Here is a 21230-nt window from a genome sequence, read left to right as displayed (position 1 = left end):
GAATATCAGGTAATACATAAGTCAGTTTTTATTTGAAACGTTTGTATAAATGATTTAAAATTAGTACTTTTGCGTCCGATTAAAGGAAAGTATAAAACTAATTTCAATGAATATATCTTATAAGTGGCTCAAAGAGTATGTCGATTTCGACCTGACTCCACAAGAAGTGTGTGACGCACTTACGTCAGAAGGTCTTGAAGTTGATGCTCTTGAGGAGGTTCAAAGCATCAAAGGCGGCCTGAAAGGCCTGTATGTAGGCAAGGTGCTTACATGTGAAATGCATCCAAATTCTGATCATCTGCATGTTACGACCGTTGATTTGGGTCGTGAGACTCCGTCGCAAATTGTTTGTGGCGCACCAAATGTTGCTGCCGGTCAGAAAGTTATTGTTGCAGACTTAGGATGCGTGTTGTATGATGGTGACAAGGAATTTGTCATTAAAAAATCAAAATTACGCGGAGTGGAAAGCTTTGGAATGATTTGTGCTGAAGACGAAATAGGCGTTGGCACAGATCATAACGGCATAATAGTTTTGCCTGAAGATACTAAGGTCGGTATGCCTGCTGCAGAATATTATAATCTGGAAAGCGACTGGCTGATAGAAGTAGATATAACAGCCAACAGGGCAGATGCCCTTTCTCACTGGGGCGTAGCGCGTGATTTGTACGCTTGGCTCGTGCAAAATGGATACAAAACATCACTTCATCGTCCTGATTGTGAAGCATTCTGTGTTGACAATGAAGATTTGCCTGTAGAAGTAACCATTGAAAACAACGAGGCCTGCAAGCGTTATGCATGTGTAAGTATTACAGGATGTGACGTAAAGGAAAGTCCTGAGTGGCTTCAGAATAAATTACGCACAATTGGTCTGAGACCGATAAATAATATAGTTGACATTACAAACTACATCATGATGGCCTATGGACAGCCGCTGCACTGCTTTGATGCGGACATGGTTAAAGGACATCATATTGTCGTTAAGACAATGCCGGAAGGCACGCCATTTGTTACGCTGGATGGCGAGGAGCACAAGCTGAGCAATCATGACCTCGCGATATGCAACGAGGAAGATGCCATGTGTATAGCCGGTGTGTTTGGTGGAAAGGGTAGTGGTACATATGATTCAACTACAAATGTAGTTCTTGAAAGTGCATATTTCCATCCGACATGGATTAGAAAGAGCGCGCGCCGTCATGGACTTAGCACCGATGCGTCGTTCAGATTTGAACGTGGTATTGATCCCAATGGAGTAATTTATGCTTTGAAACAAGCCGCCATAATGTGTAAGGAACTTGCCGGTGGTAAGGTTTCAATGGAGATAAAGGATGTTTATCCGGAGCCAATACAGGACTTCAAGGTGTCATTGAAATATGACTATGTCAATAGCCTTGTGGGAAAGGAAATACCTGCAGAAACGGTTAAAAGCATTGTTACAAGCCTTGAAATGAAGATAGAAAGCGAAACTTCTGAAGGTCTTGAACTGTGCGTGCCGCCATATCGTGTTGATGTTCAGCGTCCATGTGACGTTGTAGAGGACATTCTCCGAATATATGGTTATAATAATGTGGAAATCTCTACACAGCTTAAAAGCTCATTGGTTATTAAGGGCGATGAAGACAATAAGCATAAGCTTGAAAACCTTATAGGCGAACAGCTCGTAGGTGATGGCTTTAACGAGATTCTTAACAATTCTCTGACAAAGGCTGCATATTATACAGACCTTAATTGTTATAGTCAGGAAAATCTTGTTAAGATTATGAATCCGCTGAGTTCTGACCTGAATGTTTTAAGAGGAACGTTGCTTTTCGGCGGCTTGGAGAGCATAGCATACAATGCAAACAGAAAGAATCCTGATCTTAAATTCTTTGAGTTCGGCAATGTTTATCATTATTCTCCCGAAAAGAAGAACAATGACAATCCAATGCAGGCTTATAAGGAAGAAACACATCTTGGACTATGGATAACAGGTAAGCGAGTGTCAGGAAGCTGGATTCATGCAGATGAAGATTCTTCGTTCTTTGAACTTAAAGCTCATGTGTTGAATATATTCCGCCGTATTGGTTTGCCATTAGGAGGCGTTGTTTTCAAGGAAAGTTCTAATAATATTTACCATAAGGGACTTTCTGTCATGAATCGTGGAGGCAAACTTCTGGCAGAGTTAGGCATTATATGCAAGAAGCTGCAAAAGGCTATGGGCATAGATAACGAGGTCTATTATGCAGATATCAATTGGACTGCTGTTACAAAGGCTGTAAGAAAATCGACAATAAGCTTCCGCGAGATAAGCAAATATCCTGCTGTGAGCCGTGACCTGGCTTTGTTGCTCGATAAGGATGTAAAGTTTGAAGCAATTGAACGTATTGCATATCAGTCTGAAAAGAAATTCCTTAAGGAAGTTGACCTTTTCGATGTTTATGAAGGTAAGAATCTTCCGGAAGGCAAAAAGAGCTATGCTGTCAACTTTATCCTGCAAGATGAAAGCAAGACATTGAACGACAAGCAGATAGATGCTATAATGACAAAGATTATAGCTAACTTGAAGAAAGAGCTTAAAGCCGAACTTAGATAAAACTTTTGTTGAATATTAAAATATAGATATAATGGGAAGAGCGTTTGAGTATCGTAAAGCTACGAAATTAAAGAGATGGGGCCACATGGCCAGAACATTTACAAAAATTGGTAAGCAGATCGCTATAGCTGTGAAAGCAGGTGGACCGGATCCGGACAACAATCCTCATCTTCGTTCTATCATTCTTAACGCTAAGCGTGAGAATATGCCGCTTGAGAATGTTAAGCGTGCAATCAAAAACGCTATGGGTAAGGATCAGAGTGATTATAAGGAGGTTACATATGAGGGATATGGTCCTCACGGAATAGCCATATTTGTTGATGCTGCCACAGACAACACAACACGTACGGTAGGAAACGTAAGAGCTATATTTAATAAATTCAGCGGCAACCTCGGCACAATGGGAAGTCTGTCTTTCCTTTTTGATCATAAATGTGTGTTCACATTCAAGAAAAAGGATGGTGTTGAAATGGATGAGCTGATACTTGATCTTATCGATTATGGTGTTGATGACGAATACGACACAGATGAGGAATCTGGTGAAATAACCATCTATGGCGATCCGAAATGTTTCGGTGAAATTCAGAAACACCTTGAAGAGAACGGCTTTGAAGTTACCGGTGCTGAGTTTACACGCATACCTAACGACCTGAAAGACGTTACGCCGGAAGAGCGTGAAACTATCGATAAGATGGTTGAGCTGCTTGAGGATGATGACGATGTTCAGAACGTTTATACAAACATGAAACCGGAATAATCATTCCTTGACTTTTTGTAATAATGAAAAGTATATCTTATAAGACTTCAGGCACTTGCAGCCAGATGATTAATCTAAAGGTTGATGATAATGACTGCATAGTAGACGTTAGCTTTGAAGGCGGCTGCAACGGAAACTTACAGGGAATATGTTCCTTGGTAAGAGGGATGAATGTCAACGATGTTAAAGCGCGGTTAGACGGAATACGTTGTGGCTACAAGGCGACAAGTTGTCCTGATCAGCTTTGTAGGGCTATTGATGAACTTTATAAGTAATAAATAGTCAAATTTTTTGCCGTTAATCCAAATGTACTTAGAACTTGGGTTAACGGCAAAATTATATATCAGGTTTGATCCTATTTGGTATTGTATTCTTTTGGAGTGATTTTTACATCCAATAGTATTTGGCCTTTGTTCTTCGTTGAATAGTAAGTGTATGCAAAGTTGAAACCGTTTTCTTTGTAGTTGCGTATTCCTGTCGCATCTTTTATTCCTTTTATCAGCTCTGCTTTCGCCTGCTTCTTGTCTAATGCAGTTGTATCAGCCTTGCCCTTTATTGAGTAATAATAGTGTATCGTGCGGGAGTCTTTTTCGTATGTCATACTATCGTTTGTGACATATTCAGATACTTTCATGGGACAATTCTTTTTGGTAAACTCTTTGGCTTCACGCTCGGCCCTTTCCTCGAGGCTTTCATGGCATGAGGCCAGAAAGACGGCAACAAATGGAATAAACAAATACTTTTTCATAAATCCTCTTTATTTTGTTTGCAAAAGTAATTAATATCTTTTGATAAGAACCAATGTATATTGTTTTTTTTATTTTATTCATAAAAACGGCTAATTTATTAGGAACGAAATGCATTTTTTTGTATATTTGCGTTCCAAAAATAAATTACTGATGAACGAAATAAGAAACTTCTGTATAATCGCACATATTGACCACGGAAAATCAACTATAGCTGACCGACTTCTTGAGTATACAAAAACCATTCAAATAACAGAAGGTCAGATGCTTGATGATATGGATCTAGAGCGTGAACGTGGAATAACAATCAAAAGCCATGCAATACAAATGGAGTATGAGCTGAACGGAGAAAAATACATACTTAATCTTATTGACACTCCGGGGCATGTCGATTTCTCTTATGAAGTTTCACGTAGTATAGCTGCATGTGAAGGAGCCTTGCTGGTTGTTGATGCAACTCAGGGTGTTCAGGCTCAAACTATTAGTAACCTTTATATGGCGTTAGAGCATGATTTGGAAATTATTCCTGTTATAAACAAAATAGATATGCCTTCTGCTATGCCCGACGAAGTTGAAGATGAAATTGTAGACTTGTTGGGTTGTGACAGAACGGAAATAATTCGTGCGTCAGGAAAAACCGGTGAAGGTATTCCGGAAATTCTTAATGCAGTTGTAGAACGTATTCCTCATCCGTCAGGTAATCCTGATGCCCCTCTACAGGCTCTTATTTTTGATTCTGTATTCAATTCTTTCAGGGGAATTATTGCTTATTTCAAGATTGAAAATGGCAGTATAGCAAAAGGTGATAAAGTTAAGTTTTACAATACCGGAATGGAGTATACTGCTGACGAAGTTGGCGTATTAAAAATGGATATGATTCCGCGACAAAGGCTGTCAACTGGAGATGTCGGATACATTATCAGCGGTATAAAAGACAGTAAGGAGGTTAAGGTCGGTGATACTATTACGCATGTGGCACGTCCATGTGAGAAAGCTATCTCTGGATTCCAGGAAGTGAAACCAATGGTGTTTGCTGGCGTTTATCCTATAGACCCGTCGGATTATGAAAATTTGAGAGCATCATTAGAGAAGTTGCAGCTTAATGATGCGTCTTTGACTTTCTCACCGGAATCGTCTGTAGCGTTAGGCTTCGGCTTCAGATGCGGCTTCTTGGGACTTCTTCATATGGAGATAGTTCAGGAGCGTCTTGACCGTGAGTTTGATATGGACGTGATAACAACAGTGCCGAACGTTTCATATATGGTTTATGATAAGCACGGCAATGTTAAAGAAGTACATAATCCGTCAGGACTACCTGACAGCACATTGATAGACCATATAGAGGAACCATATATCAGAGCCTCAATAATAACAAGTTCTAATTTCATTGGCCCGATAATGAAATTGTGTCTTGACAAGCGAGGTGAGCTCATAAATCAAGAATATGTTAGTGGCAATAGAGTTGAACTTCATTTTATGATTCCTTTGGGCGAAATCGTCATAGACTTTTATGATAAATTAAAAAGTGTATCAAAGGGTTATGCGTCTTTTGATTATCATGTTGACTGCTTCCGTCCTTCAAAACTTGCCAAACTTGACATATTGTTGAATGGTGAGCCTGTAGATGCATTGTCTACTTTAACTCATCAGGATAATGCTGCAACCTTTGGGCGACGTATGTGTGAAAAGTTGAAGGAGCTGATTCCGCGTCAGCAATTTGATATTGCAATTCAGGCTGCTATCGGAGCAAAAATAATAGCAAGAGAAACAATTAAATGTGTCAGAAAAGACGTAACAGCAAAGTGTTATGGAGGAGATGTCAGCCGTAAGCGCAAACTTCTTGAAAAGCAGAAGAAAGGAAAGAAGAGAATGAAGCAAATCGGTAATGTAGAAGTACCCCAGAAGGCTTTTCTTGCAGTATTAAAATTGGATTAATCTTAATCAAGAAGAAGGAGGACACAATGAAGGAAGTATTGAAAACAACACGGGACATTGCACGTGAGCTTGCGCGTAAATATAGTACGATGACTCATGATGAGCTAGACATATTAGAGAATATCCTTGTGCCGATGAAATTTGCAAAGGGGCAGATGATTCTAAGTGAGGGCGAGATATGTAAGCACATTTACTATATAGAGAAGGGGCTTGTCAGGCAATTCTATTTTAAAAAAGGTAAAGAAGTTACAGAGCATATGGCTGTTGAGGGCAATATCGTTATGTGTATAGAAAGCCTTTTTAAAGAAGAACCTACGAGTCTGCAGGTGGAGGCTTTGGAGCCTGTATTGATATATGCTTTACCAAAAGCGCGTTTGGAGGAAGTTGCTCTGCATAATGTGAATATACAAATATTGTATAGGAAAATATTGGAGGAGTCATTAATCCTCTCACAGATACATGCAGATTTACTTAGGTTTGAAACTGCGCAAGACAGATATCGCAAAATGTGTAAACTGGCTACGCAAGTAACACTTCGTGCCCCATTGGTTTATATTGCAAGCTATTTGCAGATGACTCCCGAAACATTAAGTCGAGTACGTTCTAATATAGTATTAGGTTAAATGTCTTTTATTTCTATCTAAAATGGGTAGAAATAAAAGATATTTTAAATATTTGTGGTATTATCAGCTCTTGAGGCCTGCTAATTTTAATAAGTTTTGAAAATATTTGTAAGAAGAATATTGTCAAAAATATAATGCTGTCTTTGTGAAGACAATCTTCTGTAAAGAATAGTTTTTACCATAATGTAATTTTATGCATATAAGATGCGGTTTATATCTCCGTAGTATATATTTAAATGGTACATAAAATTACTTTTATATTTAATAACTTTACTCAATTTTGAAAGTAAAGTTGGCGTGAAATCTGTTAATCACAGATGGATTTTATTAGAATACGCCTATAAAATAGAATCCTTAATGATAAATTGTTTATAAGTAGGCTTATTCAATTAAAAAAAATAGAATTTGTTCTTGTTTTAAAAATAATTTTAGTACTTTTGAACTGTCTTTTGAGATGATAGGATCAATTGGTCTCAAAATGATTTAAGAAATGCAAACTTTAAATCTTATATATATACAACTATGAGTTATCTTCGATTCGAAAAAGCTCTTATGACTAATCTTGAAGAATCTCTTTCAAGAGAGTTGTTGCGTACAAACCGTTCAGGGGCTTATTCATGTTCTACAATTGTGGATTGTAACACTCGTAAGTATCATGGTTTACTTGTTGTTCCTGTTCCGGAACTAGATGATGATAATCATGTTTTGCTTTCATCGTTAGACGTTACTGTGGTTCAGCATGGTGCTGAGTTCAATTTAGGACTGCATAAGTATCAAGGTAATAACTTTAGTCCAAAAGGGCATAAATACATTCGTGAATTTTATTGTGAAAAAGTGCCTACAACAATTTATCGTGTTGGAGGAGTTCTCTTGAAAAAAGAAGTTGTTTTTCAGCATTACGAGCATCGTATATTGATACGTTATACATTGTTGGATGCACATAGTGAAACAACCTTAAGATTCAAGCCTTTCATGGCATTTAGAAGTGTTAACCAATGCACGCATGAGAACAATACAGCCAGCCGCGACTTTCAGATGGTTGACAATGGTATTAAAACTTGTATGTATGTAGGTTATCCTGATCTCTATATGCAGTTTAGCAAGACAAATGAATTTGTTTTTGTCCCTGATTGGTATCGTGGTATCGAATACCCGAAAGAGCAAGAACGCGGCTATTCTTATGTTGAGGACCTATATGTCCCCGGGTATTTTGAGATGAACATAAAGAAAGGTGAAAGTATTGTATTTGCAGCTTCAACTTCAGAAATTAAAACAAGTACAATGAAGCACCTTTTTGACAAAGAAGTAGATGACCGTTCTCCGCGTGACAATTTTTTCCATTGTTTAGTGAATGCGGCCCATCAGTTTCATAATAGTGCCAATAAGACAGAGAGGTATCTTCTTGCTGGATATCCGTGGTTTAAATGCCGAGCTCGTGATACATTTATATCTCTTCCTGGACTAACCCTTTCAATAGACGAGCAAGATTATTTTGAACTTGTTATGAAAACGGCAGAAAAGGGGTTGAGAGAGTTTATGCAAAACAAGCCACTTACAGTTAAAATTACGGAGATAGATCAGCCGGATGTTATGTTATGGGCAATTTGGGCTATACAGCAATATGCAAAGTCTGCTGGTGACGAAAAATGCATAAGCATGTATGGTAAGTTGATAAGTGATATTATATGTTATATCATAGACGGCAAACATCCAAATTTGCGTCTCGACACTAATGGTCTTCTTTATGCAAATGGCCATGATAAGCCGATAACATGGATGAATTCTATTGTTAATGGTAAGCCGGTTGTACCAAGATCTGGTTATATCGTAGAATTTAATGCTCTATGGTTTAATGCACTTAAGTTTGGAGCTAAATTAGCAAAGCAGAATAACAATGAGACAAAAGCTAACCAATGGGAAGACTTGGCAGAATCATGTAAACAATCATTCGTAAGGACATTCTTGAATGATTATGGATATCTGTTTGATTATGTGGATGGCAATATGATGGATTGGAGTGTGCGCCCGAACATGATATTCCCGGTCGCTTTTGATTATTCTCCTTTATCACCAGAACAGAAAAAAAGTGTTTTGGATATTTGTACACGTGAATTGTTAACTCCTAAAGGATTACGTTCGCTTTCACCTAAGAGCGGAGGTTATAGTCCTGTATGTTCAGGAGCAAATCGTGATTACTCTTATTATCAGGGTACTGCATGGCCTTGGCTTGGCGGATTCTATATGGAGGCTTGTCTAAAACTATATAAGCGTACAAGATTAAGTTTTATTGAAAGGCAGATGGTTGGATACGAGGATGAGATGATTATTAATTGTCTAGGAACTATTCCGGAACTATTCGATGGTAATCCGCCATTCAAGGCTAGAGGAGCGATATCTTATGCTATGAATGTCGCTGAAATTCTTCGTACTTTAAATCTTTTGGAAAAATATTCATATGTAAAATAATCGAGGAGGGACTATAATGAAAGTTTTAATGTTTGGTTGGGAATATCCTCCTCATATTTTGGGAGGTCTTGGAACTGCAAGTTATGGTATAACTAAAGGTTTGGCTGCTCAGGGAGACGTTGAAATAACATTTTGTCTTCCTAAACCATGGGGTGATGAAGATCGCAGTTTCTTGAATGTTATTGCAATGAATGCCGTTCCTGTAGTTTATCGTGATGTAAATTATGATTATGTGAAAGAACGTGTCGGTAATATAATGGATCCGGATTTGTACTACAAAATGCGGGATCACATATATGCTGATTTCAATTACATGTTGGTAAATGACCTTGGTTGTATTGAATTTTCCGGTAAATATCAAGACAATCTTCATAGTGAAATAAACAATTATTCAATTGTTGCTGGCGTCGTTGCACGTCAACAGGAGTTTGATATTATACATGCACATGATTGGCTTACATATCCGGCTGGAATACATGCAAAAAAGATTAGTGGAAAGCCTTTGTGTATACATGTTCATGCAACGGATTTTGACCGTAGCCGTGGCAAGGTGAATCCTACTGTTTATTCTATAGAGAAAGATGGTATGGATAATGCTGATTGTATAATGTGTGTTAGTGAACTCACACGTCAAACTGTGATTAATCAGTATCATCAAGACCCACGTAAATGCTTTACTGTACATAATGCTGTATATCCATTGCGTCAGGAATTACAAGATATCCCGCGTCCAGATCATACGAATAAGGAAAAAGTTGTGACTTTCTTGGGACGAATAACAATGCAAAAAGGACCTGAGTATTTTGTTGAAGCTGCAAATATGGTATTACATCGTACAAGAAATGTGCGTTTTTGCATGGCTGGAAGTGGTGACATGTTGGATGCAATGATATATCTTGCAGCTGAACGTGGTATTGCTGACCGTTTCCATTTTCCAGGTTTTATGCGTGGCAAGCAAGTTTATGAATGCCTTAAGGATTCTGATGTATATGTAATGCCGTCTGTTAGTGAACCCTTTGGAATATCTCCACTGGAGGCTATGCAATGCGGTACTCCAACCATTATATCAAAGCAAAGTGGATGTGCTGAAATACTGACCAATTGTATTAAAGTTGATTATTGGGATATCCATGCACTTGCAGATTCAATTTATTCAATCTGCCACAATGAAAGCCTGTTTAAATATCTGCAAAGTGAGGGTAAGCGTGAAGTTGACGAAATTACGTGGGAGAAAGTTGGTTTATGGATACGTGAACTTTATGAACGTACTTTAGGGTACAGATAATCATATACAACAAATAATATTTAAGACAAATACAAATAAAAAAGACTTTTGCTATGAAAACAATATGCCTATATTTTGAAATACATCAAATTATTCATTTAAAACGTTATCGTTTCTTTGATATAGGAACTGACCATTATTATTATGATGATTTTGAAAATGAGCGTAGTATAAGTGATATCGCGGAGCGCTCATATATGCCTGCATTAAATGCATTTCAAGAAATGATTCGTGATAATGGAAAATATTTTAAACTTGCATTTTCTATTTCTGGCGTAGGTTTAGAGCAGTTGGAGATGCATGCTCCTCAGGTTATAACCAAATTGCAAGAATTAAATGACACTGGGTGTGTAGAATTTCTCGCAGAACCATATTCGCATGGTTTGTCTTCTCTTGTCAACGAAGAGACATTTGCAGATGATGTTAAAAAACAGGCTGCAAAAATGCAGGAATATTTTGGTAAGAAACCTACTGTATTGCGTAACTCTTCTCTGATTTATACAGATTCTATTGGTGCACAAGCGGCAGCGATGGGATTCAAGGGAATGCTTACTGAAGGTGCAAAACATGTTTTGGGATGGAAGTCTCCACATTATGTTTATAATTGTCCGATGGCTCCAAATCTTAAACTGTTATTAAGAGATATTGAACTTAGTGATGATGTAAGTTTACGTTTTAATAACAGTGAATGGGATGGGTATCCTTTGTTTGCTGACAATTATATGGACCGAATTGCATCTCTTCCGGAAAATGAACAAATAATTAATATTTTTATGGAGCTTTCTGCTATAGGAATTGCTCAACCATTGTCTTCAAATATACTTGAGTTTATAAAAGCATTGCCGGCATGTGCAAAAGCTAGAGGCATCAATTTCTCTACACCGACAGAAATTTGTTTGAAGATGAATAGTGTTGGTGATTTGGATGTTCCCGACACTTTATCTTGGGTAGACGAGGAGCGTGACGTAAGTTGCTGGCTCGGAAATCCGATGCAAAGAGAAGCATTCAACAAATTATATAGTGTTGCAGATCGTGTCAGGATTGCAAATGATCCGCGCATTAACCAGGATTGGGATTACTTACAGGCAAGTAATAATTTCCGATTTATGACAACCAAACCATCAAATGTTGGTTTAGATAGAGGTATCTATAGTTCTCCTTTTGATGCCTTTACAAATTACATGAATATATTAGGTGATTTCATGAATCGTGTGAATACGCTTTATCCAGAGGAGATAGACAATGAAGAACTTAATTCTTTACTTACAACCATAAAGAATCAAGGTGATGAAATCGAAATGAAGGATAAAGAAATTGTACGCTTAAAAGCCAAAGTTGAAAAGATGCAGGCTGCTGAAGAAAAATTAAAGGTGAAGATGGAAAAGGCAAAATCTGCAAAACCAGCAGCAAGGAGAACATCAACAAAAAAGGTCGCCTCGAAGACTCCTGATACTGAAAAATAATATCTGACAATTATATTATTGATGAATAAAGGATTGAGACTTGTCATTTAATTTGTGGCAAGTCTCAATTTTTCTATCATTGAGATACTATCTATTTTATAATATAAAACGTGTGCGGTGTCGTTTGGTTAGGATATAATTTATTGCATAATTTCAATTATTCCATATCTCATCGAAATTATATATAATGTTTTTCTAGAATTTAAAAACTTAAAATTATAGTCTAATATTTTATGTTATTTGATTTTTCGGATGATTTACAATTGTCTTTCTTTTTTCCTTTTGAACATGCATCACTAAGAGGACATCCTGTACATGGACCATTATTGTGTGTAAATGTTCGATATATTTTTATACCAATATATACGATGCCGGAGATGAGTATTATTGCAACTATGATAATCTGCATGTTGAAATATCGGCTGAAATAGATTATTGATTTTGAGATGCGAATTAGAAAAAGCTTACCACTGATATTGTTATAGAATTGTTAGAATCTTAATTTATCGACATTGATAAGCAGTTTAATCTTCTTTCTAAAAAGGACAAATGTGGTTTACTGAATTAAAACGTGTGTTTACTATTTCTTTTATTATATTTGCTTATGAGAAAAGTAAATCTCTTCTTTTAGGCATGTATTTTTTCTTTATTCTTGTTTATAAAATCTTTCCAACTTCTATATGTATGGCTTGTAGTTGGGGCGTTAGACTGCAGGAAATGACAATATGCAGCAGCCAATGCATCTGTTGCATCCATAAATGGGGTCAATTCTTCTTCTTTTATATTTAATAAACGTTTGAGCATACCAGCAACTTGTTCTTTTGAGGCAAGCCCCTGTCCTGTTATTGCCATTTTAATTTTTAATGGGGCATATTCGTGTATTGGAATATCGTAGTGTATCGCTGCTGCAATAGCAACTCCTTGTGCTCTGCCAAGTTTGAGCATCGATTGTATGTTTTTACCGAAAAAAGGTGCTTCAATCGCCATTTCGTCAGGTAAAAATTCTTTTATAAGACTACTCACTCGGTCGAAGATGCGTCCTAGTCTTAGATATGGGTCATGAATTTTTCTCATATCTATGACACCCATAGCCATCATAGAAGCTTTGTTGCCATTAACTTTGAGCAACCCATATCCCATTATATTTGTTCCGGGGTCTATGCCTAATATAATCTTTTCCGGTTTAATTGTCATTACGTTGTTTAAATATTTATTTAAAATATGGGTTATATGTTATCTCGTCTTTGAGTGTTGTCTTGTCGCCATGCCCAGGAAGTATTATTGTTTCTGCAGGGAGAGACGAGGCAATTTTCTTTAAACTATTTATTATTTCATTATAACTACCAAATTCAAAGTCTGTCCTGCCTATACTCATTCTAAATAAGGTATCTCCAGAAAATGCTATAGATTCATCTTTACAATAAAACAATACGGAACCGGGCGTATGGCCTGGGGTTTGCAGTATGCTGAAACAATGTGTACCAAATGAAATTGTATCTGCTTCTTTTAAATATTTTTCAACTTCAGGGATTTCTTCGTTGTAAGTTAATCCGATAAAAGTATAGGCTTGTTCTTTTAATTTATGCATCAATATTTTATCATTAATGCATACTTCCGGTTTAAGCCCAAATTCTTTATATATAGCATAATTCCCAAAATTATGATCAATATGTGCATGTGTACAAAGCAGATGTTTTGGAATGAGTTGGTTGTCTCTTATATAATTTGTAATTTCCTTTTTCTCTTCTTCATAAAAAGCACCACAATCAATGATAACACATTCTTTGGTGTCATCGCTTACAATGTAACAGTTTTCTTGAAACATGTTACATACGATTCTTTGTATGTTCAGCATTGCATTTAATATAACTTAAAGTGGAACGTAAATAAGGTATTTATTCTTAAACCATTCTTCATTAAACATTTTGCTTATATCTGTAACTTCTGCAATATGCTTAAACTTGCTTATTTCATTAGAGACGTCTCCTCCTTTGAGGCAGAATATGCCATTGGGCATAGAATTGCGGTGATTATTACTTATATTTTTCTTTATTATGCGTATTAAATCAGGCAATTGCATTACAGCCCTGCTAACGACAAAATCATATTTACCCTGCTCGTTTTCACCTCTTATTTGTTCAGCTTCACAGTTCTTCAGCTCGATAGCTTTCGAGACTTCATTTACAACTAATATTTTTTTACCTGTACCGTCTATTAATTTGAATTGAGTTTCAGGAAACATTATTGCAAGAGGAATACCAGGAAATCCGCCTCCGGTACCAAAATCTAATACTTTTGTTCCAGGTCTGAATTTTATCGCATTAGCTATTGCCAGGGAATGTAAAACATGATGTTCATATAAAGAATCAATGTCTTTTCTTGATATAACATTTATTTTATTGTTCCAGTCGTGATATAAATCATACAATGCTTCAAACTGCTGCTTTTGAGCATCTGTAAGTTTGCTGAAATATTTTAATATTGTCTCCATTAGGCATTATTTCTTCTTAAAAAGATTTTCCAATTCAGAATTACTAATATCAACTCTAATTTCTCCTGCTGCATGATATGCAATTTCGTCAGGCGAATAAATGAAAGTTATTCCATCATCATTAATTATAAAATTATCTGAAGGGTAAACATCTATACCCATAAAGATGCTTTTTTCGTTAAGTTCATTCAAATTTTTCACATTATATGTCTTACATAGATTTTTTACAATCAAATCATTCAGCTCAATTTCATAACCAGGTACAAAAAGGTCTTTTAATGAAACAATTTTACCGCTTTTTTTATCTATGTTCTTTGTTATTATAACAGAACTCCCATGAGCACCGCCACCATAACTATAAATGTTTGCTATATAGGTATAGTAATCTTCAGCTTCTTGGCTGACATATGTTTTGACAATATATTCACAATTGTATGAACTGCCATGAGTTTTGTCTGCTTTATATAAACTACCATAATCAACCTTATAATCATTCAGATACCTTGTCATAAAAGAATCTGCAGCTTCAGGTACAGATATTTTCTGTGGTGTTATAGAAAAGTAGTCAGGACACAATACTCCAGATCTTATAATAGAATCGTTTATATATTCAGCGTTTTTCCCTTTTGCATAAGTGAGACATAAACTGATATGGCATCGTGGACCTGCCGTATCTTCTGTAAGAAATACTGTAGAATCCATTTTGATACTGTCAAACATGATGCTGTCCGTTCCACTCTTATTGGAACTAGATGCGCCTCCGCATGAACAAATCATTGATAATACGGAAAAAACAAAGCATAAGGAAATTATTAATCTTCTCATTTTATCACTATTTAATTGCAAAATTAAATCAAACCAAGGAAAACCACAAATAATTTCTGTTTTATTTTATAAATTGATTAATTTTGCAGCCGTAAAATTATATTAGTTATGGCAAGTAAACAGATTCGTGCAGCACTTTTTGATTTAGATGGTGTTGTCTTTAATACAGAGGACCAGTATACTGTTTTCTGGGGCAGTCAGTGCCGTTTATATCATCCTGATAAACCTGGATTGGAATATACCATCAAAGGACAAACTCTTGTGCAAATATTTGATAAGTATTTTGCAGGAATGGAGAAAGAACAGTCTGAAATAGTAAAGCGACTCGATGAATTTGAGCATACAATGAAGTTCGAGTATGTAGACGGATTTATTGATTTTATCAAGGATCTTAAGGAGAATAATATAAAGACAGCGGTAGTTACCAGTTCTAATATAATGAAAATGAATTCAGTGTATGAGTCAAGACCAGAATTTAAATCATTATTTGATATTATACTTACTTCTGAGGATTTTGAGAGAAGCAAGCCAGATCCTGATTGTTATTTAAAAGGTGCAAAACACTTTGGTCTGTCACATGATGAATGTGTTGTATTTGAAGATAGTTTTAACGGACTGAAATCGGGAAGGGCCGCACAAATGATGGTTGTAGGATTGGCTACAACAAATACAAAAGAGTCGATTTCTCCATATTCCGATTATGTCATATCTGATTTCAAAGGGCTTAATTATCAAAATTTATGCAAAATATTGTGTAACTTAATTTAAAAGCATTAATTTTGCAGCCAATTTTAAGATAGGGGTTTAATTGTAAATACTCAAAACATATCAAATAAAAGATAAATATGACAGGATATTTGGTTAACGACACCCGTAAGGTAACAACCCATCGTTTTATTGAGATGAAGCAGCGTGGAGAAAAAATATCTATGCTGACATCTTATGATTTTACGACAGCAAGCATTGTAGACGGAGCCGGTATTGATGGAATATTGATTGGTGACTCAGCTTCAAATGTTATGGCTGGTAACGGAACTACGTTGCCTATAACAATAGATCAGATGATTTATCATGCAAAATCTGTTGTACGCGGAGTTAGTCGTGCTTTAGTTGTATGCGATATGCCGTTCGGCAGTTATCAGGTTGACCGCAAGGAAGGCATAAAGAATGCTATCCGCATAATGAAGGAAAGCGGATGCGATGCTTTAAAACTTGAAGGTGGTGCTGAAATTATAGACACGATAAAAGGTATACTTGATGCCGGAATTCCTGTAATGGGCCATCTCGGTCTGACACCACAGAGCATCAACAAGTTTGGCACTTATGCTGTACGTGCTAAAGATGATGCAGAGGCTAATAAATTGCTTTCAGATGCCAAGTTGCTTTCTGAGGCAGGATGTTTTGCCTTGGTTCTTGAAAAGGTTCCATCTGTTTTAGCTACAGAAGTTTCAAAGGATATTCATATACCTACAATTGGTATTGGTGCAGGAAATGGCACTGACGGTCAGATTCTTGTTGTTGATGACATGTTAGGTAAAACAAAAGGATTTAATCCTCGTTTCTTACGTAGATATGCAGATCTTAATAGCATCATGACTGATGCAATAGGACAATACATCACTGACGTGAAAGATTGCTCCTTCCCGAATGAAAACGAATCTTATTAATGTACACACAAAATACTCCAGTACATGTAAAGCTTTGGCATAAGGATTTTTGGCTAATGGCGGTAGCCAATTTGTTATTGACAGTTGCCGTTTATATCCAAATACCCTTATTGCCAATATGGATGATAAAGGATGCCGGATTTTCGCCTGGTGTAGTAGCTGTATCATTAGGAATATTTGGCCTGGGAGTTTTTTCTCTTGGCTTTTTTTGTTCCTATCTTGTGCAGAAGTATCGCAGAAATCTTGTATGTATCAGATCGATTTGGGTATTGGTCATATGTTTTTGCGCACTTTACTACATACAGCGTGGGCATGTATTTCAGATAGAGGGATACATACTGATTCCTGTACTTCGGTTTATTCAGGGAGCCGCCTTTGGCTTAGCTCAGATGGTATTGTCCAGTACATTAATAATTGATACATGCGAGTCTTTCCAACGTACAGAAGCAAATCATTCTTCTGCTTGGTTTTCCAGATTGGCATTATCTGTCGGACCATTAATATCGATATTACTCATGCCAATGTTGAGCGTTAGCACTATCACTTTAATTTCTGCTGTATTGTGCTTATTGTCAACGTTTTTGATATTATCGGTGAAGTTTCCGTTCAGAGCACCTGAAGATGTGATATGTAAGGTTTCATTAGATAGATTCTTTCTCCCTCAAGGCAAATGGCTGTTTCTAAATCTTTCATTGGTTGCCGTTGTCGTAGGGTTGTTTCTATCCGCAGAACATACGTCCACTTTTTACGCCATGCTGATGGCGGGATTTATTCTTGCTATGTTGTCGCAGCGTTTTGTGTTCGTAAATGCAGAATTAAAGAGTGAGGTTGTCACCGGAATATTGCTGATGATGGCAGCGTGCCTGATGTATTTTTCGGGTGACAGGAATGCGATTAATTTAATTTCACCAACATTGTTGGGATGTGGAATTGGCATAATTGGAGCACGTTTTCTTTTGTTCTTTCTGAAATTAAGCCTTCATTGTCAGCGTGGAACGTCGCAAAGCACGTTTTTCTTGTCATGGGAATTTGGTATTTCCTTAGGAATATTTTTGGGATATTATTTTTTCTATAATGACATTAGTGCTATGTACATTGTGGCATTGACAATATTATGTATGGCCATGCTGATGTATCTGCTGTTTACGCATACTTGGTATATTAAAAATAAGAACAGATAGGAATATAAACTTTCGTGCATATTTAGATTAGGTTTATTCTGAATGTGCCAGAAAAGAATAATGGCGGGGAATATAGACTTTGTTCTGCTTTCCGTCATTATTCTTTTTTAAAGCCATTTGGTCAAAAAAATATAATAATATTTGTTGATTTAAAAATATGTTCGTATATTTGCGAACAACATTTGATTATATGGATGAAAAAAGGGATTATACAATAAAGCAGGAAAGGCTTGCCAGATTTGCAAAAGCATTGGGCCATCCGGCACGTATTGCCATAATGAATTTCTTGGCAAAGCAAAAAACTTGCTATTTTGGTGACATTAATGAAGAGCTTCCTATTGCAAAGGCTACTGTTTCTCAGCATCTAAAGGAACTTAAAGATGCCGGTCTGATACAGGGTGAGGTAGAGGCTCCTAAAGTGAAATATTGTATTAATAATGAGAATTGGAATTTGGCTAAAGCCTTATTCTCAGACTTCTTTGGGCAATGCATATGTAAAGCAGGAGGGTGTTGCGACTGACAACCTTCTCTTTTTATGTCTTATGTTCGTTGTTTTGCGAATAACGTTTAACTAATAAATATTGTAAAATGGAAATTAAAGTTTTAGGTACTGGATGTGCAAATTGTAGGGCACTTTATTCTGCGGTAGAGCAGGTTGTTAATGAGTTAGGCTTAAAAGCTGATTTAGTGAAAGAGGAGGATTTGATGAAAATAATGGAATATAACGTCATGAGTCTTCCTGCTTTGGTTGTTGATGGAAAAGTTGTAGCCAAAGGACGTATAACTAAAGATGAGATACGCACAATTTTGACAAAATGAAAATATTGAAATTATGAAGAAATTCGTGTTGCTTTCATTATTGTGCATGTTCTTGTCTACAGGATGGGTTTTTGCACAAACCGGCAAGTATGTTGAGGTTATTTATTTTCATGGCAAACAGCGATGTCCGACATGTAGAGCTATTGAAAAATACACCAAAGAAGTTGTGTATAACGATTTTGCCAAGTTTGTCAAGAGCGGCAAGGTGCGTTTCAAAGAGGTTGATATTTCTACACCTCAAGGCGAAAAGATAGCCGATAAATATCGTGTCAGCTGGTCTTCGTTATATGTAAACGGATGGAATAACGGAAAAGAAAAAAGGAATGACCTGACACGTATGGGTTTTAAGTATGCCAGAAATAATACGGCACAATTTAAAACCGAGCTTAAGAAAAAGATTAATCAGTTGTTGAAATAGTATTTACGTATGGAATACTTGCAAAGCTTGCTTGATAGCAGCGAGATACCTGTTGTTACAGCATTTTTGCTTGGGCTGCTTACAGCTGTAAGTCCTTGCCCTCTTGCAACCAATATTACTGCAATAGGTTTTATCAGTAAAAATCTTGACAGCCGTAATCGCATATTCTTGAATGGTTTGTTATACACAGCCGGCCGTATGATTGCGTATTCCGTCCTTGGCGCAATACTTATAGTGTTGCTTAGGCGTGGAGCCGACATGTTTTTTATACAAAAAGGTGTTAGCGAGTGGGGCGAGCTGCTTCTAGCTCCAGCATTGGTTCTAATCGGCTTGTTTATGCTTTTTAGCGACAAACTTCATTTGCCGAAATTTGGTTTCAGTGCCTCGGAAAGGACTGAAAGGCTGAAAGGAGCATGGGGCAGCCTCCTTCTTGGGATATTATTTGCCATGGCATTTTGTCCTACAAGCGGACTGTTTTATTTTGGTATGCTTATTCCTATGGCTGCTATGGAAGGTGAGGGCTATTTCCTGCCCGTTGTCTATGCCCTGGCTACAGGCTTGCCGGTCATGCTGGCGGCATGGGTATTAGCCTATAGTGTGTCCGGAATAGGAAAATTCTATAATAAAATGCAAGTCTTTCAGAAATGGTTCAGCCGTATAGTTGCAGTTGTGTTTATATTTGTCGGAATATATTATGGCTTGATGATGTATAATTTGATATGAAAATTTTGATATTGTGTACCGGAAACAGTTGCCGGAGTCAAATCGCGCATGGTTTCTTACAGTCGTTTGACGATAGTCTTTATGTACGTTCAGCCGGAACAAAGCCGGCTGAACAGGTAAACTCGAAAGCTGTGGCCGTAATGAAAGAGGCCGGAGTTGACATAAGCAGTCATATTCCTGTGAATGTGATGGAATATCTTGATGAGTATTGGGATTACGTCATAACAGTATGTTCCGATGCCGATGCAACATGTCCGGCATTTAAAGGCAGGGTGGGTAAGAGGTTGCATATCGGTTTTGATGATCCTTCAAGATTGTCGGGTGACGTAAATTTTATTATGACGGAATTTAGGAGAGTGCGCGACGAGATTAAAAATGCCTTTGCCAGATTTTATCTGACAGAAATAAAAAAAGCGGAACTGCCCCGCTGCGTGTGTGAATAGTATTTTTTTATATTTTCTGTTCGTATTTTTACAAACATAAAAGATGTGATATTATGATACAAAGTTTTGCAGATTGGCTTGTGTATGATGTGTTTGGTCTTAATACAGGTACGGCGTTGGGATCGTCAATTAATTTCTTTTTTTATGATACGATTAAAATATTGCTGCTGTTGCTTCTGATTAGTATAATCATGGGCATTATTAATGCATATTTTCCAATAGAGCGTCTGCGCGAATATCTGGTTTCGCGTAAGTTATATGGCTTGCAGTATTTTTTCGCTTCGCTGTTTGGTGCAATAACGCCATTCTGTTCCTGTTCGTCAATACCATTGTTTATAGGCTTCGTAAAGGGCGGAATACCATTGGGAGTTACTTTTGCATATCTTATAACCTCACCATTGGTAAATGAGGTGGCTGTAGCACTGTTTATCGGAACATTCGGCATAAGGATAACTGCCATATATGTAATAAGCGGCATTTTACTTGGAATGATTGGCGGTTACATTCTGGGAAAAATGAGATTGGAGCGTTATCTGAGCGATTGGGTTAGGCAAATCCAACTTAATTCCATCGCCGGTTCTAATGCATGGGAACGAGACAATACTCCGTTCATGCAGCGTTTGCCGATAATAGTAAAAGAATCGTTAGGTATAGTTAAGGGTGTGTTGTTTTATGTCGTAATAGGTATTGGCATTGGGGCTTTCATGCATGGTTATGTGCCAGAAGGCTTTTTTGAACAGTATATGTCAGAGACAAACTGGTTTGCTGTTCCTCTTTCTGTTCTGTTTGCAGTTCCCATGTATGCCAATGCAGCAGGAA

22 protein-coding genes are annotated in these 21230 nt (G+C 37.0%); 17 read left to right on the top strand and 5 right to left on the bottom strand.

The window, feature by feature from the left end:
* The first annotated feature begins 106 nt into the window (after positions 1–106).
* From pheT to QVO66_RS10640, 3 genes are read left to right on the top strand one after another with little or no spacing between them, the layout of a single operon-like run.
* Positions 107–2569, top strand: coding sequence for a phenylalanine--tRNA ligase subunit beta (gene pheT / locus QVO66_RS10650; protein WP_021855476.1), 2463 nt, complete (start codon positions 107–109; stop codon positions 2567–2569).
* 31 nt (positions 2570–2600) lie between these two features.
* Complete coding sequence (locus QVO66_RS10645; RefSeq protein ID WP_021855475.1) at positions 2601–3326, top strand: YebC/PmpR family DNA-binding transcriptional regulator; 726 nt, start codon at positions 2601–2603, stop codon at positions 3324–3326.
* Positions 3327–3349: 23 nt separating this feature from the next.
* Positions 3350–3601, top strand: coding sequence for a TIGR03905 family TSCPD domain-containing protein (locus tag QVO66_RS10640; protein ID WP_021855474.1), 252 nt, complete (start codon positions 3350–3352; stop codon positions 3599–3601).
* An 80-nt stretch (positions 3602–3681) separates the two neighbouring features.
* On the opposite strand, the gene QVO66_RS10635 is transcribed toward QVO66_RS10640, so the two are convergent.
* Positions 3682–4074 (bottom strand): hypothetical protein, encoded by a 393-nt coding sequence (locus tag QVO66_RS10635; RefSeq protein WP_021855473.1) that lies wholly within the window; start codon positions 4072–4074, stop codon positions 3682–3684.
* Positions 4075–4225: 151 nt separating this feature from the next.
* Between QVO66_RS10635 and lepA the strand changes: the two genes are divergently transcribed.
* The 5 genes from lepA (at position 4226) to QVO66_RS10610 (ending at position 11844) form a co-directional block, all read left to right on the top strand.
* Positions 4226–6007: a translation elongation factor 4 gene (gene lepA / locus QVO66_RS10630; RefSeq protein ID WP_053398556.1), complete on the top strand. Its 1782-nt coding sequence runs from the start codon at positions 4226–4228 to the stop codon at positions 6005–6007.
* Between the two features lie 26 nt (positions 6008–6033).
* Positions 6034–6630, top strand: coding sequence for a Crp/Fnr family transcriptional regulator (locus QVO66_RS10625; protein ID WP_021855470.1), 597 nt, complete (start codon positions 6034–6036; stop codon positions 6628–6630).
* A 522-nt stretch (positions 6631–7152) separates the two neighbouring features.
* Positions 7153–9096, top strand: a complete 1944-nt coding sequence (locus QVO66_RS10620; RefSeq protein WP_288172822.1) for a glycogen debranching enzyme N-terminal domain-containing protein — start codon at positions 7153–7155, stop codon at positions 9094–9096.
* A gap of 16 nt (positions 9097–9112) precedes the next feature.
* A complete protein-coding gene (locus tag QVO66_RS10615) occupies positions 9113–10381 on the top strand; it encodes a glycosyltransferase family 4 protein (protein WP_125104320.1) in 1269 nt (422 codons plus the stop codon).
* Between the two features lie 53 nt (positions 10382–10434).
* The gene (locus tag QVO66_RS10610; RefSeq protein WP_021855467.1) at positions 10435–11844 is read left to right on the top strand and encodes an alpha-amylase; all 1410 of its coding nucleotides are present in this window, start codon (positions 10435–10437) and stop codon (positions 11842–11844) included.
* 627 nt (positions 11845–12471) lie between these two features.
* Here the strand turns inward: QVO66_RS10610 and ruvC are convergent.
* The 4 genes from ruvC to QVO66_RS10590 are packed head-to-tail and all read right to left on the bottom strand — an operon-like array spanning position 12472 to position 15160.
* Positions 12472–13038 carry a crossover junction endodeoxyribonuclease RuvC gene (ruvC, locus tag QVO66_RS10605; protein ID WP_021855466.1) on the bottom strand — a complete coding sequence of 189 codons (567 nt, stop codon included), beginning with the start codon at positions 13036–13038 and terminating at the stop codon, positions 12472–12474.
* A 16-nt stretch (positions 13039–13054) separates the two neighbouring features.
* Positions 13055–13699, bottom strand: coding sequence for an MBL fold metallo-hydrolase (locus QVO66_RS10600; protein ID WP_021855465.1), 645 nt, complete (start codon positions 13697–13699; stop codon positions 13055–13057).
* Between the two features lie 15 nt (positions 13700–13714).
* On the bottom strand, positions 13715–14335 hold the full coding sequence (gene rsmG / locus QVO66_RS10595; protein WP_021855464.1) for a 16S rRNA (guanine(527)-N(7))-methyltransferase RsmG: 621 nt from the start codon (positions 14333–14335) through the stop codon (positions 13715–13717).
* Between the two features lie 6 nt (positions 14336–14341).
* The gene (locus QVO66_RS10590; RefSeq protein ID WP_021855463.1) at positions 14342–15160 is read right to left on the bottom strand and encodes an RsiV family protein; all 819 of its coding nucleotides are present in this window, start codon (positions 15158–15160) and stop codon (positions 14342–14344) included.
* 108 nt (positions 15161–15268) lie between these two features.
* Between QVO66_RS10590 and QVO66_RS10585 the strand changes: the two genes are divergently transcribed.
* The 9 genes from QVO66_RS10585 to QVO66_RS10545 all read left to right on the top strand — a co-directional run.
* A complete protein-coding gene (locus tag QVO66_RS10585; protein ID WP_021855462.1) occupies positions 15269–15928 on the top strand; it encodes an HAD family hydrolase in 660 nt (219 codons plus the stop codon).
* Positions 15929–16005: 77 nt separating this feature from the next.
* Entirely contained in the window at positions 16006–16827 is an 822-nt protein-coding gene (panB, locus tag QVO66_RS10580) for a 3-methyl-2-oxobutanoate hydroxymethyltransferase (protein ID WP_021855461.1), read from the top strand.
* Positions 16827–18008 (top strand): MFS transporter, encoded by a 1182-nt coding sequence (locus QVO66_RS10575; RefSeq protein ID WP_021855460.1) that lies wholly within the window; start codon positions 16827–16829, stop codon positions 18006–18008. Before panB ends, QVO66_RS10575 begins: the two co-directional genes overlap by 1 nt.
* A 190-nt stretch (positions 18009–18198) precedes the next feature.
* The gene (locus QVO66_RS10570) at positions 18199–18528 is read left to right on the top strand and encodes an ArsR/SmtB family transcription factor (protein WP_021855459.1); all 330 of its coding nucleotides are present in this window, start codon (positions 18199–18201) and stop codon (positions 18526–18528) included.
* A gap of 68 nt (positions 18529–18596) precedes the next feature.
* Complete coding sequence (locus QVO66_RS10565) at positions 18597–18827, top strand: thioredoxin family protein (RefSeq protein ID WP_021855458.1); 231 nt, start codon at positions 18597–18599, stop codon at positions 18825–18827.
* 13 nt (positions 18828–18840) lie between these two features.
* Complete coding sequence (locus QVO66_RS10560; protein ID WP_021855457.1) at positions 18841–19245, top strand: nitrophenyl compound nitroreductase subunit ArsF family protein; 405 nt, start codon at positions 18841–18843, stop codon at positions 19243–19245.
* Between the two features lie 9 nt (positions 19246–19254).
* A complete protein-coding gene (locus tag QVO66_RS10555; RefSeq protein WP_021855456.1) occupies positions 19255–19968 on the top strand; it encodes an aromatic aminobenezylarsenical efflux permease ArsG family transporter in 714 nt (237 codons plus the stop codon).
* A complete protein-coding gene (locus tag QVO66_RS10550) occupies positions 19965–20411 on the top strand; it encodes an arsenate reductase ArsC (RefSeq protein ID WP_021855455.1) in 447 nt (148 codons plus the stop codon). Before QVO66_RS10555 ends, QVO66_RS10550 begins: the two co-directional genes overlap by 4 nt.
* Positions 20412–20464: 53 nt before the next feature.
* A partial coding sequence (locus tag QVO66_RS10545) for a permease (protein WP_288172821.1) occupies positions 20465–21230 on the top strand: 766 nt, incomplete at its 3' end.

This window comes from Prevotella sp. CAG:255 (assembly GCF_000431195.1).
GTDB lineage: Bacteria > Bacteroidota > Bacteroidia > Bacteroidales > Bacteroidaceae > Prevotella > Prevotella rara.
Note: the sequence above shows the minus strand (reverse complement) of the source record. Positions and strands in the feature narration are given on the sequence as shown.